The 23,293-nt window shown below is 46.1% G+C and carries 20 protein-coding genes; 9 read left to right on the forward strand and 11 right to left on the reverse strand.

Annotated elements, in window-relative coordinates:
• Positions 1 to 3: 3 nt before the first annotated feature.
• The 8 genes from JZ784_RS15105 (at position 4) to galE (ending at position 9,448) form a co-directional block, all read left to right on the forward strand.
• Positions 4 to 1,059, forward strand: a complete 1,056-nt coding sequence (locus tag JZ784_RS15105) for a glycosyltransferase (protein ID WP_346315431.1) — start codon at positions 4 to 6, stop codon at positions 1,057 to 1,059.
• Position 1,060: 1 nt separating this feature from the next.
• The gene (locus JZ784_RS15110; RefSeq protein ID WP_346315432.1) at positions 1,061 to 2,695 is read left to right on the forward strand and encodes an alginate lyase family protein; all 1,635 of its coding nucleotides are present in this window, start codon (positions 1,061 to 1,063) and stop codon (positions 2,693 to 2,695) included.
• 1 nt (position 2,696) lies between these two features.
• A complete protein-coding gene (locus tag JZ784_RS15115; RefSeq protein ID WP_346315433.1) occupies positions 2,697 to 3,818 on the forward strand; it encodes a glycosyltransferase in 1,122 nt (373 codons plus the stop codon).
• A 131-nt stretch (positions 3,819 to 3,949) separates the two neighbouring features.
• The gene (locus tag JZ784_RS15120; RefSeq protein WP_130145430.1) at positions 3,950 to 4,570 is read left to right on the forward strand and encodes a sugar transferase; all 621 of its coding nucleotides are present in this window, start codon (positions 3,950 to 3,952) and stop codon (positions 4,568 to 4,570) included.
• A gap of 40 nt (positions 4,571 to 4,610) precedes the next feature.
• On the forward strand, positions 4,611 to 5,486 hold the full coding sequence (gene galU, locus JZ784_RS15125; protein WP_346315434.1) for a UTP--glucose-1-phosphate uridylyltransferase GalU: 876 nt from the start codon (positions 4,611 to 4,613) through the stop codon (positions 5,484 to 5,486).
• A 20-nt stretch (positions 5,487 to 5,506) separates the two neighbouring features.
• Positions 5,507 to 6,763: a UDP binding domain-containing protein gene (locus JZ784_RS15130; protein ID WP_346315435.1), complete on the forward strand. Its 1,257-nt coding sequence runs from the start codon at positions 5,507 to 5,509 to the stop codon at positions 6,761 to 6,763.
• The gene (gene pgi, locus JZ784_RS15135) at positions 6,763 to 8,436 is read left to right on the forward strand and encodes a glucose-6-phosphate isomerase (protein WP_346315436.1); all 1,674 of its coding nucleotides are present in this window, start codon (positions 6,763 to 6,765) and stop codon (positions 8,434 to 8,436) included. The genes JZ784_RS15130 and pgi overlap by 1 nt, the downstream gene beginning before the upstream one ends.
• Positions 8,429 to 9,448 carry a UDP-glucose 4-epimerase GalE gene (gene galE, locus JZ784_RS15140; protein WP_346315437.1) on the forward strand — a complete coding sequence of 340 codons (1,020 nt, stop codon included), beginning with the start codon at positions 8,429 to 8,431 and terminating at the stop codon, positions 9,446 to 9,448. Before pgi ends, galE begins: the two co-directional genes overlap by 8 nt.
• Before the next feature lie 52 nt (positions 9,449 to 9,500).
• On the opposite strand, the gene JZ784_RS15145 is transcribed toward galE, so the two are convergent.
• From JZ784_RS15145 to JZ784_RS15190, 10 genes are all read right to left on the reverse strand, one after another.
• Positions 9,501 to 10,871, reverse strand: coding sequence for a phosphomannomutase CpsG (locus tag JZ784_RS15145; protein ID WP_346315438.1), 1,371 nt, complete (start codon positions 10,869 to 10,871; stop codon positions 9,501 to 9,503).
• A gap of 68 nt (positions 10,872 to 10,939) precedes the next feature.
• Entirely contained in the window at positions 10,940 to 12,778 is a 1,839-nt protein-coding gene (glmS, locus tag JZ784_RS15150) for a glutamine--fructose-6-phosphate transaminase (isomerizing) (protein ID WP_005012215.1), read from the reverse strand.
• A 12-nt stretch (positions 12,779 to 12,790) separates the two neighbouring features.
• Positions 12,791 to 14,155: a bifunctional UDP-N-acetylglucosamine diphosphorylase/glucosamine-1-phosphate N-acetyltransferase GlmU gene (gene glmU / locus JZ784_RS15155; RefSeq protein ID WP_346315439.1), complete on the reverse strand. Its 1,365-nt coding sequence runs from the start codon at positions 14,153 to 14,155 to the stop codon at positions 12,791 to 12,793.
• 21 nt (positions 14,156 to 14,176) lie between these two features.
• Entirely contained in the window at positions 14,177 to 14,698 is a 522-nt protein-coding gene (locus JZ784_RS15160; RefSeq protein ID WP_346315440.1) for a phosphatidylglycerophosphatase A, read from the reverse strand.
• Complete coding sequence (thiL, locus tag JZ784_RS15165; protein WP_346315441.1) at positions 14,676 to 15,593, reverse strand: thiamine-phosphate kinase; 918 nt, start codon at positions 15,591 to 15,593, stop codon at positions 14,676 to 14,678. Before thiL ends, JZ784_RS15160 begins: the two co-directional genes overlap by 23 nt.
• A 19-nt stretch (positions 15,594 to 15,612) precedes the next feature.
• Positions 15,613 to 16,062 (reverse strand): transcription antitermination factor NusB, encoded by a 450-nt coding sequence (nusB, locus tag JZ784_RS15170; RefSeq protein WP_005012209.1) that lies wholly within the window; start codon positions 16,060 to 16,062, stop codon positions 15,613 to 15,615.
• Positions 16,063 to 16,066: 4 nt separating this feature from the next.
• A complete protein-coding gene (gene ribE, locus JZ784_RS15175) occupies positions 16,067 to 16,537 on the reverse strand; it encodes a 6,7-dimethyl-8-ribityllumazine synthase (protein ID WP_005012203.1) in 471 nt (156 codons plus the stop codon).
• A gap of 11 nt (positions 16,538 to 16,548) precedes the next feature.
• Positions 16,549 to 17,670 carry a bifunctional 3,4-dihydroxy-2-butanone-4-phosphate synthase/GTP cyclohydrolase II gene (gene ribBA / locus JZ784_RS15180; RefSeq protein ID WP_005012202.1) on the reverse strand — a complete coding sequence of 374 codons (1,122 nt, stop codon included), beginning with the start codon at positions 17,668 to 17,670 and terminating at the stop codon, positions 16,549 to 16,551.
• Positions 17,671 to 18,165: 495 nt separating this feature from the next.
• Positions 18,166 to 19,068, reverse strand: coding sequence for a LysR family transcriptional regulator (locus JZ784_RS15185; protein ID WP_346315442.1), 903 nt, complete (start codon positions 19,066 to 19,068; stop codon positions 18,166 to 18,168).
• Between the two features lie 269 nt (positions 19,069 to 19,337).
• Positions 19,338 to 20,849, reverse strand: coding sequence for an aldehyde dehydrogenase family protein (locus JZ784_RS15190; protein WP_005012199.1), 1,512 nt, complete (start codon positions 20,847 to 20,849; stop codon positions 19,338 to 19,340).
• Positions 20,850 to 21,056: 207 nt separating this feature from the next.
• On the opposite strand from JZ784_RS15190, the gene JZ784_RS15195 reads away from it, so the two are divergent.
• The gene (locus JZ784_RS15195) at positions 21,057 to 22,244 is read left to right on the forward strand and encodes a transcriptional regulator (RefSeq protein ID WP_346315443.1); all 1,188 of its coding nucleotides are present in this window, start codon (positions 21,057 to 21,059) and stop codon (positions 22,242 to 22,244) included.
• Between the two features lie 8 nt (positions 22,245 to 22,252).
• Here the strand turns inward: JZ784_RS15195 and JZ784_RS15200 are convergent, their stop codons facing one another.
• Positions 22,253 to 23,221 carry an alpha/beta hydrolase gene (locus JZ784_RS15200; protein ID WP_346315444.1) on the reverse strand — a complete coding sequence of 323 codons (969 nt, stop codon included), beginning with the start codon at positions 23,219 to 23,221 and terminating at the stop codon, positions 22,253 to 22,255.
• Positions 23,222 to 23,293 lie beyond the last annotated feature (72 nt).

A 23,293-nucleotide genomic window follows, 5' to 3' on the forward strand; every position in this document is an offset into this window, starting at 1 on the left:
GAAATGAATTTTAAATATATTTTAACAACCAGAAAATTCTTCAAAGAAGGGCCTTGTGGCCGTGTTAGTCATGCAAAAGGTTTTGTTGATGGTCTAATCTATAATCGTAAGTCAGTCGCTTTGGTTTCTGATGGCGGTGCAGAAAAATTTATTGAAAAAAACAGTAACTTAATATTTAAAAATATTAATGGTTTTTTTTATATTTTTTGTATTATTGAAATTTTTAAATCCATCCTAAAACAAGAAAAAATAGTAATCCGTTGGCGTTTTTTTCTACCGTACATATTCTTTCCTTTTTTGTTAATATATAAAAATTTTTATTTTGAAGTGAATACAATAACAGGAATAAATTCCAAGAATTTTGTTATTCGTAATGCAGTCAAGTTATCTATTATTATAGTAGCAAGATTTAGTAAAATTATTGTTGTTTCTGCTAATTCAAAAAAAGAAATTAATGAAATTTGTTTTCCAGTTCATGAAGTTTATATTATGCCTAATGGATTTAACCCTAAGCCATTTCTGAAATATGAAGCAAGTATAAATTTTGATTTTAAACCTAATTTAATTTATTTTGGTAAAAAACAAGAATATTATGATTGGGATATGCTATTTGAAGTTTATGAAAGAAATAAAGATAACTTTGATAAATTTTATATTTTTGGTTTTGATGGAGAAAATGATTCTTCTAAAGAATTCTTAGGTTCATTCAATCATAATTCATTAATAGTGAAATTGTCAGCCATTTGTAACCCAATATTAATATTACATCCTAGTGATACACAGATGGCTAAGTCAGGAAGTCCTATGAAACTTTTTGAATATGCTTCTTTAAACCTGCCAATGATTGTAGGCAACAGTATCGAACAACAGGCTTCTAAATTAAATGGTGTTGTATTTTATCAATCTGGGAACTCAGAAGATTTATTAAATACACTAACTTCAGTGACTAAAGATTATCAAAGTTATTATCAGCAGTCTCAACAGTTAAGACAATCAGTTATGGAAAATTATACATGGTCAAAAATTGTTGCGGATTGGCTTAAAAATTTGGATAAATGAAATGAAAACTTTAAAATTGATAAATACTGTTAAGTATTTAAAGTTTATACAAATTTATTATAGATTATATTATCTTTTACTTAAACCAAGCGTCAAGCAAACAGTATTTAAAACTCAGCTTAGATACGCAGCACAAAATTGGGAAAATGCGATAGCTAAGCCTATTTGTATGCTTAGTCCAACACAGTTTTTATTTTTGAACCATCCAGGTCAATTAAATAGGGCTGAGGATTGGAATACCAATCAGCAAGAAAAATTATGGCTATATAATTTACATTATTTTGATGATTTAAATGCTGAAAATGCATCTGATCGAGTTGAGTGGCATAAAGATATTATTCAGAAATGGATTGATCAAAATCCTTATGCAAAAGGCAATGGCTGGGAGCCTTATCCAAACTCGCTGCGCATTGTCAATTGGGTAAAGTGGAGTTTGCAGGGTCATCAGCTTACAGAACAACAATTACAAAATTTGGCCTTGCAGGCAGAACATTTATCTAAAATAGTTGAGTGGCACATCTTAGCAAATCATCTGTTTGCAAATGCAAAAGCATTGATTTTTGCAGGTCTCTTTTTTGATACGGTTGAATCAAAAAAATGGTTAACGCTGGGTTTAAAGATTTATCATCAAGAAATTGATGAGCAAGTATTAGCAGATGGAGCGAACTTTGAATTGACTCCAATGTACCATGCCATTTTTTTAGAAGATCTGTTGGATCTCTATCAACTCATTACACGTGGTTATGCTCAATCAGATTTAATAGATGTCGAGCACCTGCAAACTAAAATAATAAAAATGCTCGATTGGTTGAAATATATGTCACATCCCGATGGCGAAATTTCATTTTTTAATGACGCCACTTTTGGTATTGCATCAACCTATGAAAATTTGAAAATTTATGCTGAAAAATTGAATATATTTGTTCCAGTATCGGAATCGCAAGATCGTTATTTAAAGCAAAGTGGTTATATTGTTGTAGAAAAACCAAGCTATAAATTTATTATGGATGTTGCAGAAGTTGGGCCAAGCTACCAGCCTGGCCATGCTCATGCTGATACTTTAAGTTTCGAACTGAGTATTTGGGGTGCAAGATTTATTGTGAATTCAGGAATTTCACAATATGGGCTGGGTTCCGAACGTTTGCATCAGAGAAGTACAGCTGCTCATAATACCATTGAAATTGATCAGCAAAATTCGAGTGAAATTTGGTCTGGTTTCAGAGTTGCTAGACGCGTTAGCCCAAAGCTGGATCATATAAATTTTGAGTTAGGCCAGATTACTGAATTTTCAGCCTCCTATAAAAGTTTGAAACATGTGGTTCATCGCCGTGCGGTTAAATTTTGGGATGATCAGATTATTTTAAAAGATGATTTAAACGGTCAATTTAATTCAGCAGTTTCATATTTTTATTTTCATCCGGATGTCACAATTAATAAAGCACAAGGCAACAGTTATGTGTGCGATTTGATGGGGCATATCATTGAAATTCAATTGCAAGGTGATATTGAAGCCAATCTTGTAAATAGTTTTTGGCATCCAGAATTTGGAAAATCTGTACCTAATAAGTGTTTGAAAATTAATTTGCTCTCAAATAACTATGAGATTTTAATATCGCGTAGAAGTCTAGGTTTTTAAAATGTCAAATATATGTATTATCAGCGCCAATAGCCTAGAAAATGAAAATGCTTCACGAAATCGGGTTCTCAGTTTCGTAAATTCTTTTTTAGCTGAGGGGCATACGGTTAACCTAATTTCTATGGATCATGCTGAATATCAACTTATTCAGCACGATCATTTTACGCATCATAAGATTCCATTTATTGATACAAAAATACCGTCATTTATAAAGCGCGCTTTTCTAGAAATGAAAATAGCCTCATCTGCTTTAAACAAAGCAAATGAGCTGAACTGTGATGTCAATTTAATCACAATACCGTCTATGTTTTTACTTCACCTTAGCGGGCTGTTAACAGGAAAAAGTACAAAAATACTCGATATTCGTGATTTGAGCTGGGAATATTTAGATGAGAATTCTTTGGTCAATAGAGTCGCCAAAAGAATTTTCACTTATAGCGCATTGCTGAATTTCAAAAGATTCAATATCTTAAGTGTTACTAATGATCATGAATTTGAATATGTTTCTAAGCATATTCAAAGTGCTCAAAAAATAGTTAAAGTGCCTAATGGGGTTGCGCAAAAGGTTTTTAATGAACTCAGCGCTATTACTGAAAATGCAACAAATGTATTGACGGTCACCTATGTGGGCAATGTTGGCTTAGCACAGGATTTATCCACATTGATTGCCGTGAGCAAGCAATTGCCGCAAGTGGTATTTAATATTGTTGGCGGCGGTACGGATTTTGAAAGAGTGTCTGCATTCGCTGATCCTAAGCAAATAAATTTGAGGTTCTTAGGCCGTAAAAAATTTGATGAGCTCATCGAGATTTATAATCACAGCGATATTTTATATGCTCAGTTAACACCTGATTTTGCGAGTGCAATGCCTTCCAAACTATATGAATATTTATCTACTGGTAAATATGTCATTTATGGCGGTGTCGGTGTGGCAAGCAATACATTAAATAAATTTGAACATGTTTCGCTGGTGCAGCCTTGTGATATTGCAGTTTTAAAGACTGAAATTGAAAAGGTGATCGCTAGCCAAAGCTATAAGGGAATTTCTGTACAGAATAGAATGTTAATTGAATCACAATATATACGGGATATTACGGTACAAAAATTGGTTTCTGAGATTTAATCCAAAATAGGAGCCATGCTGTTCATTTCCGCGTTATAATGAACATGCATTAATGTTTTTTCTTTTATATAAAAAAATTCAGATTCTTACTGAAAATTTATGAATCAGCCAGACTAAATCAGGTTATGTGAATGAAAAGGTTAATTGATTTTCTTATTGCTCTTACTGCGTTGGTTATTTTAAGCCCAATTTTTCTTATCGTTGTTTTTAAAGTGCGCAAAAACTTGGGTTCACCTGTATTTTTTTATCAGGAGCGCCCAGGGCAAGATGCCAAAATCTTTAAAATGATTAAATTCCGATCCATGCTGGATGCTGTAGATAAGCATGGAAATCCATTGCCTGATGGCGAGAGGATTACGCCTTTTGGGCATAAATTGCGGTCAACAAGCCTGGATGAAATGCCTCAGTTAATCAACGTGCTGAAAGGCGATATGAGCATTGTCGGCCCGCGCCCTCAGATGAAAGATTTTCTAGATCATTATACTGCAGAACAAATGCGCCGCCATGAAGTGAAACCCGGCATGACGGGGCTTGCACAAGTAAGCGGGCGCAATAATTTATCGTGGGAAGAAAAATTTGCTTTAGATGTGGCCTATGTTGAGAATCAGTCCATTTGGCTGGATTTTAAGATTATGTGTAAAACGGTCAAAGTCATGGTCGCTAAAGAAGGGATTAATGCGCCAGATCAAGAAGTGGGCGCCGCGCGTTTTTCTAATCAAGAAATGACAGAGACAGAGACAGGCTCTAAATAGTATCATTGAATACTTTAATTTTTAATTCAGTAAAATTAGTATGATTAAAAAAGCGGTTCTCCCTGTTGCTGGTTTGGGAACGCGTTTTCTGCCTGCCAGCAAATCCATTCCCAAAGAAATGGTGACTGTTGTGGATCGCCCCGCCATTGATTATGTAGTCAAAGAGGCTGTGGCTGCAGGCATTGAGCAAATCATTTTGGTGACGCATTCATCAAAGGCCTCTATTGAAAATTATTTTGACCGTAATTTTGAATTGGAAGCTGCTTTGGCTGCCAAACATAAATCCGAAATGCTGCACGAAATTGCCCATATGCTGCCGGCGCATGTCAGTGTGGTCAGCGTGCGCCAGCCGCAGCCATTAGGCTTGGGCCATGCTGTGCTATGCGCGAAAGAGATTGTCGGTGATGCGCCCTTTGCGGTGCTGCTGCCGGATGTTCTGGTGAAAAATAAAACGGCTGAGGGTGACCTTTCTCGCATGATTCAGCGTTTTGATGTGTCGCAGGCGGCGCAAATTATGGTGGAGGCCGTTCCGGAAAATCTGGTTGATCAGTATGGCATTGTCGATGTGAGCGAGCCTCCTGCTGAAGGTCAAAGTGCCGTGATGCAGGGTATTATTGAAAAGCCCGCAGCCCATGCTGCACCTTCTAATTTAGCAGTAGTTGGGCGTTATATTTTGCCTGCAAAAATTATGCAGCTGCTGGAACAGACGCCCAAAGGCGCAGGCAATGAAATCCAGTTGACCGATGCGATTGCCATGCTGCAGCAAAGCGAGGCTGTGGAAGCTTACCGGATGAGCGGCCAGACTTTTGATTGCGGCAATAAAATAGGCTACTTGAAAGCAGTATTGCATTATGGGGCAGATCATCCACAATTGGGGGATGCTTTCAAAGCGCTGATGAAAGATATACCTCTATAACGCAAAAAAAAGGAGTGGCGATGAAAATTGCCATATTGGGAAAAACGCTGTATGCCATGGTGATGGCGGGCCTGCTGGCGGAATGCGGTCATGAGGTTTACTGTGGCCAAGCTTTCGAAACAAATGCAGAATCGCAATGCTTTCAATATGATGAAGCGGTTATCCGGCTCTTGCAGGCGCAGCATCAAAAAGGCTTTCTTCACTATTGCGATCTGGCAGGCCTCCCGATCGATATTGATATTTATCTGTTCAGTTTCAGTCCCAATGAAGAAGATCAAGCAGTTGAAATTTTACAGCAGCTGCAAAAGCGGCCCATGATTCATCCCAAATTAATGTTGAACGCCTCAACGCTAGGGCTGCATGGAACTGAAAAATTGAAACGTTATATGCCGCAGGATGATTGGGTTTATATGCCTGATATTGTGCAGGAAGGCAATGCGATTCTCAGTTTAACGCAAGCCAAGCAGCTGGTGGTGGGCTGTGCGGATGAGCGGGTGCAAAGTGTCGTTCGAGAGTTTTTGCGGCCTATTTTCCCAAGACAATACCAATATTTATTTATGCCGGTGCTGGATGCTGAATTTACCAAGTTCAGCATATCGGGCATGCTGGCGACCCGCATCAGCTATATGAATGATATGGCGCTGGTGGCCGAAAAGCTGGGTATTGATATTGAGCATGTCCGCCAAGGCATGGCTGCAGATAGCCGCATCGGCGCTTCATATTTATATCCAGGCGCGGGCTTTGGCGGCGAAAATTTTTCTCACGATATCGTGACGCTGGCGCATACCGTGTCGACAACGGGCGTAAAAAGCCAGCTGCTGGCACAGGTTTGGGAGATTAATGAACAGCAAAAAGAGCTGCTGTTTAGAAAACTCTGGAACTATTTTCAGGGTGATTTAAAGGGAAAAATAGTTGCCATTTGGGGCGCTTCATTTAAAGAAAATACATCCAGAATTGAACAGTCGCCAATTCATATCATGCTGAAAGCCCTATGGGCGCAAGGCGCGATGGTCCAATTGCATGATCCTCAGGCATTGCCGGAAATTCAGCAGCTTTATGGAACACGCGCTGACTTGATTTTATGCCAGGATCAATACGCCGCTGCGCGAAATGCAGATGCATTATGTTTACTTACTGCATGGAAACAGTATTGGAGCCCGAATTATTCTGAATTGCTCAAAATAATGAATCATCCGCTGATTTTGGATGGGCGCAATATTTATCATCCAGACTATGTGAAAGCAAAAGGCTTTGCTTATATGGGAGTTGGCCGCTAATGGCAGTACAGCCGCTTAGGGGCGCCTCAGCTGACTCAGAGCAGTCCGTTCAGCAGCTGAATGCGCTGCAGGCGAATTTTCGAGAACGCCACTTATCCGAGCTTTTTGCAGAGGATGCTTTGCGGTTCAGCAAGCTTTCTTTACAGTTTGATCAGATTGTGCTGGATTACAGCAAGCACCGGATCGACGCTCAGGTGATGCAGGCGCTGATCAGCTGGGCGCATTCGCAGGATCTGCATGCATGGGTTAAAAAGCTTTTTTCCAATGCTGAAATAAACCCGACCGAACAGCGTGCGGCAATGCATTGGGCCTTGCGGCTGGACAGCGGCAGTGCAGAATATCCTGAATTATCTCGGCAAGTGCATCAGCAGCTGGACCGGATGTATGCGCTGGTGGAAAAAATTCATGCGGGGCAATACCGCGGCGCTTCGGGTGAAGTTATTCAGGATGTCGTAAATATTGGAGTTGGCGGTTCAGACTTGGGTCCGCTGATGGTGACGCATGCGCTTTCAGATTTTAAGGTGCAGACTGCGAAACCTTTAGGGATTCATTTTGTTTCGACCATGGATGGCAGCCAGCTGTCCGACCTGCTGCATAAGCTGCGTCCTGAAACGACTTTATTTATTATTTCATCAAAATCATTTGGCACGATCGATACGCTATCCAATGCGCAAACGGTTCGCCTGTGGCTCGAAAAAGCGCTGGGCAGCAGTGCGCAAATATTGAAGCATCATTTTATTGGCATTTCGACCAAAGCTGAAAAAATGACCGAGTGGGGCATTGCCGCTGAAAACCAGTTTCTGCTTTGGGACTGGGTGGGCGGCCGCTATTCACTTTGGTCATGCATCGGCCTGCCCATTGCATTAACCATAGGGGCAGAGGGCTTTAAGCAGCTGCTTGCTGGCGCGCATGCCATTGATCAGCATTTTCAGCACGCGCCGTTTGAGCAAAATATCCCGGTATTAATGGGGTTGCTGGGCGCTTGGAATAATAATTTTTTAAATATTCAGACCCATGCGGTATTGCCGTATGACGGCCGGTTAAAATATTTTGCGGCTTATTTACAGCAGCTGGAAATGGAGTCGAATGGCAAGTCGACGCAGCGCAATGGCGAAAAAGTCACTCTGGATACTTGCCCCATTGTCTGGGGAGAAGTCGGGCCGAATGCGCAGCATGCCTTTTATCAATTGCTGCATCAGGGAACGCATGCCGTCAGTTGCGACTTTATTGCGCCAGTGCGCCGCTATACGGCGCAGCAGTTTACCTATGTGGATAATGCGGAGGCTTTGGCGTTGCAGCATCATCTAGCGTTATCAAACTGTTTGGCGCAGTCGCGGCTGCTGGCCTTTGGCAATCAGGCATTGGAAACAGGCGGGTTAACGGGGCTGCCAGCGTATAAGCAGTATGCCGGCAATCAGCCCAGCAGCACAATTTTACTGCAGGAACTCAGCCCATATACTTTAGGCATGCTCATCGCGCTGTATGAGCATAAAGTTTTTGTACAGTCTGTGCTTTGGGGCATTAATCCCTTTGATCAATGGGGGGTAGAAAAAGGCAAGGAGCTTGCCAATCAGCTGCTTCCTGTATTAAATGGCGATCAGCAGGACGTTTCCGGTTTAGATGCTTCGACTCAAGGTCTGCTGCAGATATTATTAGGAAAGGCACATGGCTAAAATATTAGTAACCGGCGGTGCAGGCTATATTGGCTCACATACCTGCGTAGAACTGTTAAATTCAGGCCATGAAGTGATTGTTCTGGATAATCTGTGCAATAGTTCCGAAGAGTCTTTGAATCGCGTGCAGCAGCTTAGCGGAAAATCCTTAACGTTTGTGCAGGGCGATATTCGGGATGCGCAGGCTTTAGATCAGGTTTTTCAGCAGCATCCGATTGATGCAGTGATTCATTTTGCCGGCCTCAAAGCGGTCGGCGAAAGTCAGCAAATTCCGCTGGCTTATTTTGATAATAATATTTCCGGTTCTATTCAGCTGGTGCAGGCCATGGAGCGTGCCGGGGTATTTAATTTAGTGTTCAGCTCATCGGCAACCGTTTATGATGAGGCGAATGCAGCGCCTTTAAATGAAACCATGCCGACTGGTATGCCAAGCAACAACTATGGCTATACCAAGCTGATGGTGGAACAGCTGTTGCAGAAATTGTCCGTGGCAGATGAACGCTGGTCAATTGCCTTGCTGCGCTATTTCAATCCAGTCGGCGCGCATAAAAGTGGCCGTATTGGTGAAGATCCGCAAGGCATTCCAAATAACCTGATGCCATATGTGACTCAAGTCGCGGTGGGCCGCCGTGAAAAATTGTCTATTTTCGGCAATGATTATGATACTGCTGATGGCACAGGCGTGCGTGATTATATTCATGTGGTCGATTTGGCGCGCGCTCATTTGTGCGCCTTGAATAATCGCCTGATGGCCAAAGGCTGCCGGGCCTGGAATATTGGTACAGGTCAAGGCTCATCTGTTCTCGATGTCGTGAAGACCTTTGAGCGGGTCAATCATGTGCCTGTTGCCTACAGTATTGAGCCGCGCCGTGAAGGAGATGTGGCGACTTCATTTGCAGACAATGCGCGCGCTGTCAAAGAGCTGGGCTGGAAACCGCTATATGCTTTAGAAGATATGCTGGCGGACAGCTGGAATTGGCAAAAGCAGAATCCAGCGGGTTATAAAAATTGACACCCCCAAATAAAATGGGAGCAGAAGCTCCCATTTTATTCTCCATTCAAGATCAACCCTGAATCAAGGTGGTCAATTCATCGACATAGTCTTGCATTGGCTTCGGATTTTGATCTGCGCGGCTTTCAATATTCAAGCGCAGCAAAGGTTCCGTATTGGACGCGCGCACATTGAAACGCCAAGCGCCAAAATCAAGACTTACGCCGTCTGTGTGATCAATGGCGGGCTTTTGCTCAGTATAATAATCAAAAATCTTTTGAATGGTGAGCTGCGTATCGGCCACTTTAAAGTTGATTTCACCCGAGCAAGGGAACTTTGCAATCATTCCTTCCACCAGTGAAGACAGTGTTTGCTGCGTTTCAGACAATACAGAAATGGCCAGCAGCCAAGGAATCATGCCGCTGTCGCAATAGGCGAAATCACGGAAGTAATGATGGGCGCTCATCTCACCGCCGTAAACAGCATTGTGTTCACGCATTTTTTCTTTGATGAAGGAATGGCCTGATTTGGATTGAATCGCTTCGCCTTGGTATTTTTCGACAATATTGAAAGTATTCCAGACCAAACGCGGGTCATGCACAATTTTTTCACCGGACTGTTTCAGCAGGAAGGCTTGCGCCAATAAGCCGACAATATAATAGCCCTCGATGAATTGGCCCTTTTCATCAAACAGGAAGCAGCGGTCGAAGTCGCCATCCCAGGCAATACCCATGTCAGCGCCGTGCTGCAGTACCGCATGACGGGTGCTTTCACGGTTTTCCACTAAGATTGGATTAGGGATGCCGTTTGGAAAAGTGCCGTCTGCTTCATTATGAATTTTAATCAATTCAACAGGAATATTCTGCTGTTTAAATTTTGCTTCAATGGCATCAACCACATGGCCTGCTGCGCCGTTGCCGGCATTCATGACTAATTTAAGCGGGCGGATTTTTGCAGGATCTATATAGGTCATCAAATGTTCAATGAATTCAGGCAAAATATTGTATTTGCCAGTTGTGCCTTTCGTCACAACATCAACAAATTCGCCAGATTCAGCCAAAGCTTGAATCTCTTTCAGGCCAGTATCGGCACTGATGGGGCGGGCATTTTCATGAACCAGTTTCATGCCGTTATAGTCCATGGGATTGTGGCTGGCGGTGACTTCAATGCCGCCCTGTACATCTAGATGGAATGCGCCGAAATAGACTTCTTCCGTGCCCGTCATGCCAAGGTCAAGCACATTAACGCCCGCGTCATTTAAGCCTTTAATCGCCGCCTGTTTCAAATCTTCGCTGCTTAATCGGATATCGCATCCGATCACGATGGTTTTGGGCTGATAAATCTGACCATAGGCGCGGCCAATGTTATAGGCAATCTCCTCATTGAGTTCAGTGCCGAGTTTGCCCCGAATATCATAAGCTTTGAAACAGGTCAGTTGGGTCATCATTGTTCTCATCTAATAGGCATAAAAAAGGCTGGAATAACCAGCCTTTTCAGTTTTATGGTCTGTACTTATTCTACAGTTACAGATTTTGCTAAGTTTCGAGGCTGATCCACATCAGTGCCGCGCAGGACGGCAACATGGTATGACAGCAATTGTACTGGAATACTGTAGACGATTGGAGCCAAAACAGCGCTGATATTCGGCACATGTACGACATGCTGGCGATCCTTGCCTTTAATGCCGCTGTTGACATCGGCAAAGACAAACAATTCGCCGCCGCGCGCCTGAACCTCTTCCATATTGGATTTCAGCTTGTCCAGCATGTCATCTTGTGGCGCCAGAATCACCACCGGCATGTCATTGTCAACCAGCGCCAATGGACCGTGCTTCAACTCGCCGGCAGCGTAGCCTTCGGCATGAATATAAGAAATTTCTTTCAGTTTCAGCGCGCCTTCCAATGCAATCGGGAATTGCGTGCCGCGGCCTAAGAATAGACAGTGCTGTTTCTCTTTGAATAATTCAGACAGGCGCAGAATAGCTTCATTGTTTTGCAGGGTATCCAAAATCACTTTTGGCGTATGCCACAATTCAGCGGTAATGGCTGCAATTTCTTCAGCAGAGATGGTGTTTTTGACCTGGCCGATTTTCAGGATCAGCAGCATCAAGGCCGCCAATTGAGTGGTAAAGGCTTTGGTTGATGCCACCCCAATTTCAGGGCCTGCCAGAGTCAGCAGGCTGTGATTAGTTTCACGCACCATTGATGACGTGGCCACGTTGCAGATGGTCAGGGTGGAGATGCTTAGGCCTTTGGCCGCGGCGCGCTTTTGCGTGTCGCGGAGCGCCGCTAAAGTATCAGCGGTTTCACCAGATTGGGAAATGCAGATATACAGCGTGCTGCCGACAATCACTGGTGAGCGGTAACGGAATTCGCTGGCAATCTCAACTTGCGCAGGTACATCAATCAGCTGTTCAAACCAGTATTTGGCAATCATGCCGGCATGGTAGCTGGTGCCGCAGGCAATAATTTGCACTTGCTGGATTTGGCTGAAATCCGCTTCCGCATTTTTCAGGAAGTCTGCGCGCAGGCTGTTGCCGTTGAGGGCTTGAGAAATCGTTTGCTGAATCGCTTCCGGCTGTTCATAAATTTCTTTCAGCATGTAATGCTTGTATTCGCCTTTAGAGGCGTTGCTGACCGTTGCATCCAGTTCTTTCACTGGACGCTCAACACGCTTGCCGTCAGCAAAGACTTCAATGCTGGTGCGGGTCAAGCGGGCAATGTCGCCTTCTTCCAGGTAGATAAAGCGGTTGGTGATCGGCAGCAGCGCCAGCTGGTCAGAGCTGATGAAGTTTTCGCCAATGCCGACGCCAATGACCAGCGGCGAGCCTTCACGGACCGTAATCAATTCATTAGGATGGTCGGTATGCACAATACCCAGCGCATAAGCGCCTTTCAGCTGCGGCACCACTTGGCGCACAGCTTCCAGCAGGCTTGGGGTAGATTTCAGCGCATCATTGACTAAATGCGCAACCACTTCAGTATCTGTTTGTGAAGTGAAAACATAGCCCAGCGCTTCAAGATCGTCTTTGAGTTCTTGATAATTTTCGATGATGCCGTTGTGCACCACAGCCACATTGCCTGAAACATGCGGATGCGCATTGTTTTCAGTCGGCTTGCCGTGCGTTGCCCAGCGGGTATGCGCAATGCCGAGCGAGCCTGCAATATGCGATTCATTCACGGCTTGTTCAAGATTGGCTACTTTCCCGACGCGGCGTTCGCGCAGCACATGGCCGCCGTTAATCAGCGCAACACCCGCTGAATCATAGCCGCGGTACTCAAGGCGCTTTAAGCCTTCAATTAAAATATTTGTAATGCTGCGTTCAGCAATGCCGCCGACAATACCACACATAGTAAAACCCTCTTATTTCTTAATCTTTTGCGGACGCGGATAATCTTCTTTGACAAATTGTTTAGAGCGTTCTACGGCTAAGCAGTTGTCAGCGACATCACGGGTAATGGTTGAACCGGCGCCGATGGTCGCGCCGTTGCCAATGGTCACAGGCGCAACCAGCGAGCTGTTGGAGCCAATAAAGGCGGCATCGCCGATAATGGTTTTGAATTTGTTGGCGCCGTCATAGTTGCAGGTAATGGTGCCTGCGCCAATGTTAGAGCCTGCGCCGACTTCAGCATCGCCTAAGTAGGTGAAGTGATTGGCTTTAGAGCCCAATCCAATGCTGGAATTTTTCACTTCAACAAAGTTGCCGATATGCACTTCATCCGCCAGTTTGGCCCCTGGGCGCAAGCGGGAGAAGGGGCCAATCTGAGTATTTTTACCCACAATGGCGCTGTCAAATACGCTGTATGGCTGCACTTTGGTGCCTGCGGCGATGGTGGTGTTTTTAATCACGCAGCCTGCGCCGATTTCAACGTTATCGCCAAATGCGCAGTCGCCTTCAATAATGACATTGATATCGATGCGCACATCTTGGCCGACAGTCAGCTGGCCGCGCAAATCGAAGCGGCTTGGGTCAATGAGATGCACGCCTTGCTGCATCAGCAGCTTGGCCTGATAGGTTTGGAATTCACGTTCTAAAGCCGCCAGCTGCACGCGGTCATTCACGCCTTCAACTTCAAAAGCGCGTTCGGGCTCTACCGAAGCCACTTCTAAGCCGTCTGCAATCGCCATCGCCACGATATCCGTCAGGTAATATTCACCTTGCACATTGCTGTTGGATAAGTTCGGCAGCCACTCATGCAGTTTGGCATTGCTGACACAGTAAATGCCGGTATTGATTTCTTTAATTTGGCGCTGTTCATCAGAAGCGTCTTTATGCTCCACAATGGCTTGAATTTTGCCGTTTTCACGCACGATGCGGCCATAACCGGATGCATCAGGCAGGGTCAGTGTCACTAAGCCGATGCCGGTATGTTGCGCGGCATCCAGCAGTTTTTGCAGGGTTTGCTGGCTAATGCAAGGCACATCGCCGGATAAAATCAAAGCTTGGCCGTCTTTCGGCAGCACAGGCAGGGTGACTTTAACCGCATGGCCAGTGCCTAACTGTTCAGCCTGCTCCACCCACTGCACGTGTTCATGCGCAAACTCATTTTGAACGAGATTCCCGCCATGTCCGTAAATTGTAATAATATTATCAGCTTGAAGTTTTTTTGCAGTCTCGATGACATGGCCAAGCAAAGGACGGCCAGCAAGCGGCTGAAGGACTTTTGGCAAGCTGGAACGCATGCGTGTCCCTTTACCTGCTGCGAGAATGATAACGCTAGTAGACATGTCAGATCCTAGGAGTATTTATCATATAGACGTGAAATAAAAATAAATGCAGATACAGAGCGCAGCCCAAATACCGGCAATGATATCATCCAGCATAATGCCGAAACCGCCGCCAACCTGACGGTCAATCACACTGATCGGCCAAGGCTTCCAGACATCAAACAGCCTGAATAGGCCAAATCCGGTGAGCACCCAGAACCAGCTCATGCTGCCCAGATAAATCAAAGGCAAGAAGGTAATGGACTGGCCGGCAAATTCATCCCATACAATCCGGCCATCATCGTGGACACCCATGACTTTGGCCGTTTGGCCGCAGATATAGATGCCAATGAGCGACATTAGAATAATCGCAATAATGGTGCCGGAAAAGCCAATTGCAAGCCAGAGCGGAATGAACAGTAAAGCAAATGCGGAACCGAAGGTGCCCGGCGCCTTGGGTGCCAGGCCAGAACCAAAGCCAACACCGCAAAATACGATGCAGCGGTCCCGCCAGCTCATTTGCTTGAAGTTGATTGCCGGTTTATGCAAAATGTTGATACCCATGAAATTGAATGGAACAATTTACGCCATTCTGTAAATAAGTTAATCCCAAATTTTGGGTAATTTGTCCAATAATTGTAAGATTTACATCTAATTTTTGCTGCATCAGCAGCTGATAGTTGTGCGGGCTTATTGTAAAGCATAACTCATAGTCATCGCCACCGGCTAAAGCCAGCTGCCATTTTTTTTCTTGTTCTAATTTTGCAACTTCAGGAGAGACGGGAAGGCTTTCCAAATGCACAATTGCGCCCGCATTTGAGGCATCCAAAATATGCCCTAAGTCTTGCGCCAGGCCGTCTGAAATATCAATCATGCTGGAGGCCAGCCCCTTCAGCTGCTGTCCAAGCTGGCAGCGCGGAGAGGGATAGTCCAGGCGCTTTTGCAGCGGATGGCCCAAATGCCGCAGGCCGTAAGCGGCGTCACCCACCGTGCCGCTGACGCAGATGAAATCACCGGGCTGCGCGCCTGAACGGGTCACCGCTTTGCCGGATTCAATCCAGCCGAGCGCCGTCACGGTAATTGTCAGGTGGGGGCTTTGTGTGGTATCGCCGCCAATTAAACTTACGCCAAATTGATCGCAGCAATCGTATAAGCCCTGACTGAAGCCTTTGAGCCAGCCGTGATCAATTTGGGGTAAGCTCAATGCCAATAAGATGCTGTGCGGTTTCGCGCCCATTGCGGCAATATCAGATAAATTGACGGCAACAGATTTCCAGCCAATGGCATGCGGATGTGTATCGAGGGGAAAATGCCGGCCAGCAACCGAAGTATCGGCGCAAATGACCAATTGTTGCTGTGGCGGAGGGGTGAGCAGGGCTGAGTCGTCTCCAACACCTAAATCGACAGAATTTGCATTCTTGCGGTTGAAATAGGTGTCGATAATTGAGAACTCAGCCATACGCGCAAATCAACTTAAATTATTGAGCTTGCTGCTTTTCTGCTGCACGTAGAGTCGTTGCTAAACGGTCCAATACACCATTGATGTATTTATGGCTGTCTGCGCCGCCAAAATGCTTAGCCAGTTCAATCGCTTCGTCTAAAACAACGCGGTATGGAATTTCCAGATGCTCTTTCAATTCATAGGCGCCAAGACGGAGCGCTGCCCGTTCTACGCCGTCCAGCGCAGAAAGTTCGCGGTCCAGTACAGGAATTAAGAGCGCATCCAATGCTTCATGATTGGCAACCACTTGAGTCAACAATTCATGATAATAGCTTAGATCCACTTTGTGCATGGCATTTTCCACACGCGTGCGTGCTTCAATCTCATGGACTGGATTGTGGCTCATCTGCCATTCATAAATTCCTTGCACAGCAAAACGGCGTGCTTTGCGTTTTGCTGCATAAGTTGCTTGAAGTGTTTGCGACATAGCGTTAAATAGCCTTTAACAAGTTAACCATTTCAATAGCAGTCAAGGCAGCTTCGCCGCCTTTATTGCCTGCTTTTGTACCCGAGCGTTCAATCGCCTGTTCAATGCTGTCCGTAGTCAATACACCATTAATCACCGGCAGGCCAGTATTCAGGCCAACCACGCCTAAACCTTTCGCGCATTCGCCAGCAACGAAATCGAAGTGAGGCGTGCTGCCGCGGATCACTGCGCCGAGCGCAATCACGGCATCAAAACGTTCAGTTTCCGCTAATTTCTTAGCCACCACTGGAAGTTCCCATGCGCCTGGTGCATGAACAACAGTGATATTATCCTCTGATACGCCATGACGTTTCAATGTATCAATTGCACCGTCCAGCAGATGTTCGACAACAAAGCTGTTAAAACGGCCAACCAGGATCGCGTAACGGCCTTCGCTCGCGAGATGTAACATACCTTCAATACGGCGAACTGCCATAGCAACCTCGATTATTTCTCTGATGTTTGGTTTGCGGTGATATATTCCACCACTTCTAAATTAAAGCCTGACAGCGCATTGAAGCGTAAAGGTGAGCTTAACAGCTTCATCTTCTCGACGCCTAAATCACGCAGAATCTGTGCGCCCACGCCAATGGTTTGGTACTGCTGAGACAGCGCGGCGCTAGATTTGGTCGGTTTTGGCGAACACAGGCTGTCTAGGGCTGGGCCCAAGTCCTGCAAATGGCGCTGGCCAATCCAGACTAAGACGCCGCGGTCGCTGTTGGCGATTTCTTTCAGCGCTTTATCTAAATTCCACGCGGGTTCACCGTCTTGCTTATTGATTTTCAGCAAGTCGCGTGCAGGGCTGAAGCCGTGTACACGGACTGTGGTGACACCTGCTTTAGGCTCACCTTTCACCAGCGCCAAATGAATATCCGGGTTGCCGATTTCACGGTAGCGGAATAATTCAAAGGTGCCGTATTCGGTATCCAGTGTTTGCTGGTCAATACGTTCAACTGTCTGCTCATTGGTCATGCGGTAATGAATCAGATCCGCAATGGTGCCGATTTTCAGGCCGTGTTTTTCTGCAAACACTTCCAAGTCAGGTCGGCGCGCCATCGTGCCGTCTTCATTGATAATTTCGCAAATCACCGATGCCGGTTCTAAACCCGCCAGGCGTGACAAATCACAGCCGGCTTCGGTATGGCCTGCGCGGTGCAGTACGCCGCCCGGCTGCGCCATCAATGGGAAGATATGGCCCGGCTGGACGATATCTGCAGGTTTGGCATGCGCAGCAACCGCCGTTTGAATCGTATGCGCGCGTTCAGCAGGAGAAATGCCTGTCGAAATGCCTTTAGCGGCTTCAATCGACAGCGTAAAGTTTGTGCCATGCTGAGCGCCGTTGGCATCCACCATGAGCGGCAGCTTCAGCTGTTCGCAGCGTTCACGGCTGAGTGTTAAGCACACTAAGCCGCGGGCATGGGTAATCATGAAGTTAATGTCTTCAGGGCGCACATGAGTCGCTGCGATGACTAAATCGCCTTCATTCTCACGGTCTTCATCATCCATGAGGATAACCATTTTGCCTGCACGAATATCTGCGACGAGCTCTTCAACTGTATTGAGCGGCATCAGCCTTCACCTTCTTCTTCGTCTTCTGTGAAGACACTAAACTTGTATGGATTGCTGCATAGTCTAACGTTTTTTTGCGTTCTTTGCCTATGCTTATCATTTTCCCTTTCAGGTTCATTGTTATACACAGTCCGAGCCGACTTTTAAAGTCGGCTTTATTTCAAAAGAATGCATATGTGTATAATCTTTAAACGATTGAAAAGAATGAAAAATGACAAAGTTATATCGCAGGCGCATAAAGCGGCATTCAATTTGGCGGCGCAGCATTTAAAATATGCAAATTCTGCATTTTTTGATGAATTGATCCTGCGTCACCGAAAAATCAGCCGTATTTAGGTCTGGATTTGCCGCCTTTATCCAGAGTCCGCTGTTAAAAATTCACGCATCATGGCTTTTTTTGGACCTTAAGATCAGCAGATGGGCGAACAGATGCTGCCATATGCCGCACAGCGGGCCAGGCAGCATCCCTGAACGGCTGCTTGGCTGAAGCGTGCGCTATTGATCAGCGCCGATAAAACTTTTTTGCAGCTCAGCGGCAGCTTGATGCACCGCTTCATCGGCAGTTTTACTCCAAATCAAGCAAACTTTGGATGGCGCAGGCGCGGGATCAAGCGCAATCAGTTTGACGGCAGCAGGAAGCTGGCTGCGGAATTCTTCCGGCACAATGCAAATGCCGAGGCCCGCATCAACTAAATCAAGCTGGCAGGCCTTGCGTGAGCGGATGGATGATTTTTGCGGATAAAATCCATGATTGATACATAAATTTGCAGCTAGGTAGCTTAGTCCGCCGCGCTCCGCATGCGGTGTGGAGACAAATTGCTGTTGGCTTAATTCGGCAATGCTGATGCAGTCTTTTTGCTGAAAAAAAGGATCATCCTGATGCACGGCCGCATAGAGCGGCTGCGCATACAGTTCGGCGCAGTGCACATCCTGCAAATGGCGTCGGGTTGGCGGGCGAATCAAGCCCAGGTCAATGCTGCCATTCAGGACGGCTTCAATCTGCTGTTCGGAAGACAGGGTGCTGATTTCCACTTCGAGTGTGTATTTTTCACAGAGTTTATGCAGAGCCTGAATTTTGATGCAATCCATCACGATGCTGCTGGAATGCGCCAGCTGCAGGCAGCGTCCGTGTCCATGGGCAATGCTGTTCGCGGCGTCGATGGAATGTTCAATATTCAATAAATGCATTTTCAGCTTTTGATAAAAAGATGAGCCTGCCACCGTCAGCTGAATTTTCTTGTCCGTGCGGTCAAATAAGCAGAATCCAATCTCTTCTTCCAGCATTTTAATCTGCCGGCTTAAGGCGGACTGGGCAATGAACAGCTGTTCAGAAGCGGCGGTAAAACTGCCGTGCTCGACGATGGCAATGAAATATTGAAACTGTTTTAGGGTCTTCATATCTTGAAATGAGATAGGTTGCTATAAATTTGATATTAGATTAGATCGTTTATTTTGCCTATGTTGAAGACAGGATTTTTTCGGAAGTGTTCAGCATGCGTCAAATTGCAGCGGTTTGGCTGATCTTGTTTTTGCTGTGCTTAGGTGCGCAGCAATTTGATTGTTTTAAATTCGGCAGATTTTCAGAATCGGCCGATTTGAGTGAGTAAAAAGTGAAAGAAAAAGCGGACTGGTGTCCGCTTTTTCTTTGAGATGGGTCAATCAACAGCTTAGAAGAAGCCCATTGCTTTGGTAGAGTAGCTTACCAGCAGGTTCTTGGTTTGCTGATAATGATCAAGCATCATTTTGTGGTTTTCACGGCCGATGCCTGATTTTTTATAGCCGCCAAAGGCCGCATGCGCAGGGTAGATGTGGTAGCAGTTGGTCCATACGCGGCCCGCTTGAATGGCGCGGCCGGCACGGTAAGAGGTATGCGCAGAGCGTGACCAAACCCCAGCGCCGAGACCGTAAATGGTGTCATTGGCAATCTTGATGGCTTCATCAAAATCTTTGAAAGTGGTGACTGACAATACTGGGCCAAAGATTTCTTCCTGGAAAATCTTCATGCTGTTGTCGCCTTTGAAAATAGTCGGCTCGATGTAGAAGCCTTCGCCTACTTCTTTGCGTTCGCCGCCGCCCGTCAGGACTTGAGCGCCTTCCCCGCGGCCCGTTGCGATACAGCCTAAAATTTTCTCCTGCTGCTCTTGAGATGCCTGCGCGCCAATCATGGTTTCAGTGTCCAGCGGATGGCCTGTCTTGATGCGTTTAACGCGTTCAATGGCTTTTTCAAGAAATTTGTCTGCAATGCTTTCATGCACCAGTGCGCGTGATGGGCAGGTGCAGATTTCACCTTGGTTCAGGGCGAACATGGCAAAGCCTTCCAGCGCTTTATCCAGGAAATCATCATCCTGATCCATAATGTCTTCAAAGAAGATATTCGGTGATTTGCCGCCGAGTTCCAGCGTTACTGGAATAATATTTTCGGTGGCATATTGCATAATCTGCTGGCCAACAGCTGTAGAGCCGGTAAAGGCAATTTTCGCAATGCGCGGATTGGTCGCCAGCGGGCGGCCCACTTCGACACCGTAGCCATTGACAATATTCAGTACACCTGCCGGCAATAAATCCTGAATGAGCTCAGCCAGAACCAGAATGCTGACAGGGGTCTGTTCAGCAGGCTTTAAAACAATGCAGTTGCCTGCGGCCAATGCCGGCGCCAATTTCCATGTCGCCATTAAAATAGGGAAGTTCCACGGAATGATTTGCCCAACCACGCCCAACGGCTCATGAAAATGGTAGGCAATGGTGTCTTCGTCAATTTCTGAAATGCCGCCTTCCTGCGCGCGGATGCAGCCTGCAAAATAGCGGAAGTGGTCAATCGCTAGAGGAATGTCCGCCGCCAAAGTTTCACGGACAGGCTTGCCATTGTCCCAAGTTTCCGCCACAGCCAGCAGTTCTAGGTTTTGCTCCAGGCGGTCTGCAATTTTCAGCAGCAGATTCGAGCGTGTGGTGGGAGAGGCGCTGTTCCACGACGCTTTGGCTGCATGGGCGGCATCCAGCGCCAATTCGATGTCAGCGGCAGAGGAGCGCGGAATTTGAGTGAATACTTTGCCATCGACAGGGGAGATGTTGCCGAAGTATTCTCCATTTACAGGCGGCACCCATTTGCCGCCAATAAAGTTTTCATATTGTGATTTAAATTGAATTTTTGAACCGGGTTGATTGGGATCGACGTAACGCATATGAAAATTCCTTTGCTTATTATGGTGTGCTTTATCTCAAAGCTTACGGCTTTGGTATAAGGTACTTTTGTACATTATTTAACTAGCATACCTAATATAAGGTTGGAAAAAGGTTGGTTGAATGACGGTTTACAACCTTTAGACAAATGGTTACAAGGATAGCAAGTACAGGGATAGATGATCAGTCATAGCTTGATAAGCTAAAGGATGACAGTGATGCAGAATTTAGTAGAAAAAAGGAAGCAAATAGAAAAATTTAGGCAAAGCAGCAGCCTATCGCCCATGCATGCTGAACTGCTGGGGCAAAGCATACACAGTTCCTGGCAGCGCTCCAGAACCGCCGAAATTCCTCAAGGCCGTTCGGCGGCGCCGATGCTGCCTGTGGCCAGGCAGGCGCCGAATGCGTTGCAGCAGGCTTTGACACACTGCGCTGAAGATTTAAAGCATATTGCGCAGCAGTCTTCGATGGTGGTGGCGGTTGGGGATGTCGGCAGCACCATTATATGGACAGCCTCCAGCCAGCAAATGCAGCGCGCGGCTGAAAGCGTGCATTTTATGGAGGGCGGGCAATGGAAAGAAGAGCTGGTCGGCACCAATGCGCTGGCATTGTCTTTAAAAACCCAGCAATCCAGCTGTGTCTTTTCCAATGAACACTATATGGCGTCCATTCATGACTGGGTGTGCTATGCCGCGCCGATTATTGACCCCTATTCCAAGCAGATTCTGGGGGTGATTGATTTATCCACGACATGGAAAAATCACAATAGCCTAGGTTTGCTGGCTGCTGAGCGCTGCGCTTCGATTATTCAGTCGGCGCTGCAGGAGCAGTATAAGCAGCAGCTGTATATTCGGGCATTTTCGGCCTCGCAAGTGCTGTTTAACGGCAAAGTGCTGGTCATGACTCCGCGGCAGATTGAAATTTTAACGATTTTGGCGCTGTGTCCGCAGGGCATGACCTTAGACACGTTGCATCAGGCGCTCTATGGCGAGCGCAAGGTCAGCATCGGCACATTAAAAGCTGAAATGTCGCAGCTGCGCGATGTATTGGGCGGCATGCTGGGATCCCGGCCTTATCGGATTTTAGCCAACGTTGAAGCGGACTTCCTGCTGGCGGAGCAGGCGCTGGACGCAGGCTATATCGAGTCTGCGCTGAAATTGTGTTCAGGCGTTTTCCTGGTGAAAACGGAAAGTCCATTTTTATGCGCTTGGCGGGACTGCTTAGAGTCGCGCCTCAGCGATGCGATTTTCAAGGCCAATGAAACCGATGTGCTGCTGCGCCATGTGGCGCGGTTTCCTGAAGCCATTGATGCGGTGGAGCGGCTGATTGAGCTGATGCCCAAGCAGCATCCAATTCATCAAACGCTGCTGAAGCAGAAGCTCTACGGCAGCAGCTGATGGATGCGCTACAGGCCTTTATCGGCCAGCCATTGAAATAGCTGCTGATAAACGCTGTCGCGGACAGGCTTCTGGGACAGCACTAAATCATGCAGGCCATTCTGTATGCTTTGCACCGTGACATCTCCCTGAATTTTTTTTGCATATTTTTGAATATCCTTAACCCCTAAAATCACATCGCTGGTCTGGGCGTCTTTGCCCCATTTGCGCGGATTTTTGGTTTGGTGCGAGTGCATCACCAGCACCGGCACATCAATTTTAACGCCTCGGTGAATCTCTTTTTGCGCTTCAAAAATCGCCCTGACAAAGCTTAAGCGCACCTTTGGATACGCTGTTTTTTTCCAGTCCAGGCTGAAGTCCCATTCGCCTTTTAAATCTTTATGCAGGCTAGCGGTATACCATTTATTCAGTTCGCTGGGGAACTGCAGGTCAGGAAAGATCTTGCCGATCCGGCTCAGGCCCAGCAGCCCTAATTTGCGCTTAACCGGGTTCATGTTGAAATCGTAAAAAGGGCTATTGGCCCACAGCGCTTTAATCAGCGGATGATTTGGATGATGCGCCGCATACAGTGTAGTGGTCAGGCCGCCGGTTGAGTGGCCGCACAGCAATACCGAATCATGGCCTTCAGCGCCAATAATCTCTAAAGCTTGGGTAATTTCAGCATCGTATTCCGCAATATCACGCACGTTGTAATATTTTTGATGCGGCAAAATGGAGCGGCCGTATTTTCTTAAATCCAGCGCGTAAAAGTCAAAACCGTGCTGATTGAACTGCTCCGCCATTTCCGTTTGAAAAAAATAGTCAATAAAGCCATGAATATACAGCACGGCTTTCGCTGTGCTTTGCGGGGCTTTTTTGCGCACCAGGGTGGCAATGACTTTGCCTTCATAATCATTGGGGAAGTGCAGCGCGGCTTGTTCATAGCCTGCGCCGAGGATATCCGGCTGGTATGCGACAGGGGGCTGGGTTGCTGACATAATTTGCTCTGGTTGTTATTGTCATGAAGCTTCTTATCCTTGATGAAGTCCAAAATTTTGTCAACCGCAAAC

This window comes from Acinetobacter sp. CWB-B33, from assembly GCF_039655955.1.
Taxonomy (GTDB): Bacteria; Pseudomonadota; Gammaproteobacteria; order Pseudomonadales; family Moraxellaceae; genus Acinetobacter; species Acinetobacter bouvetii.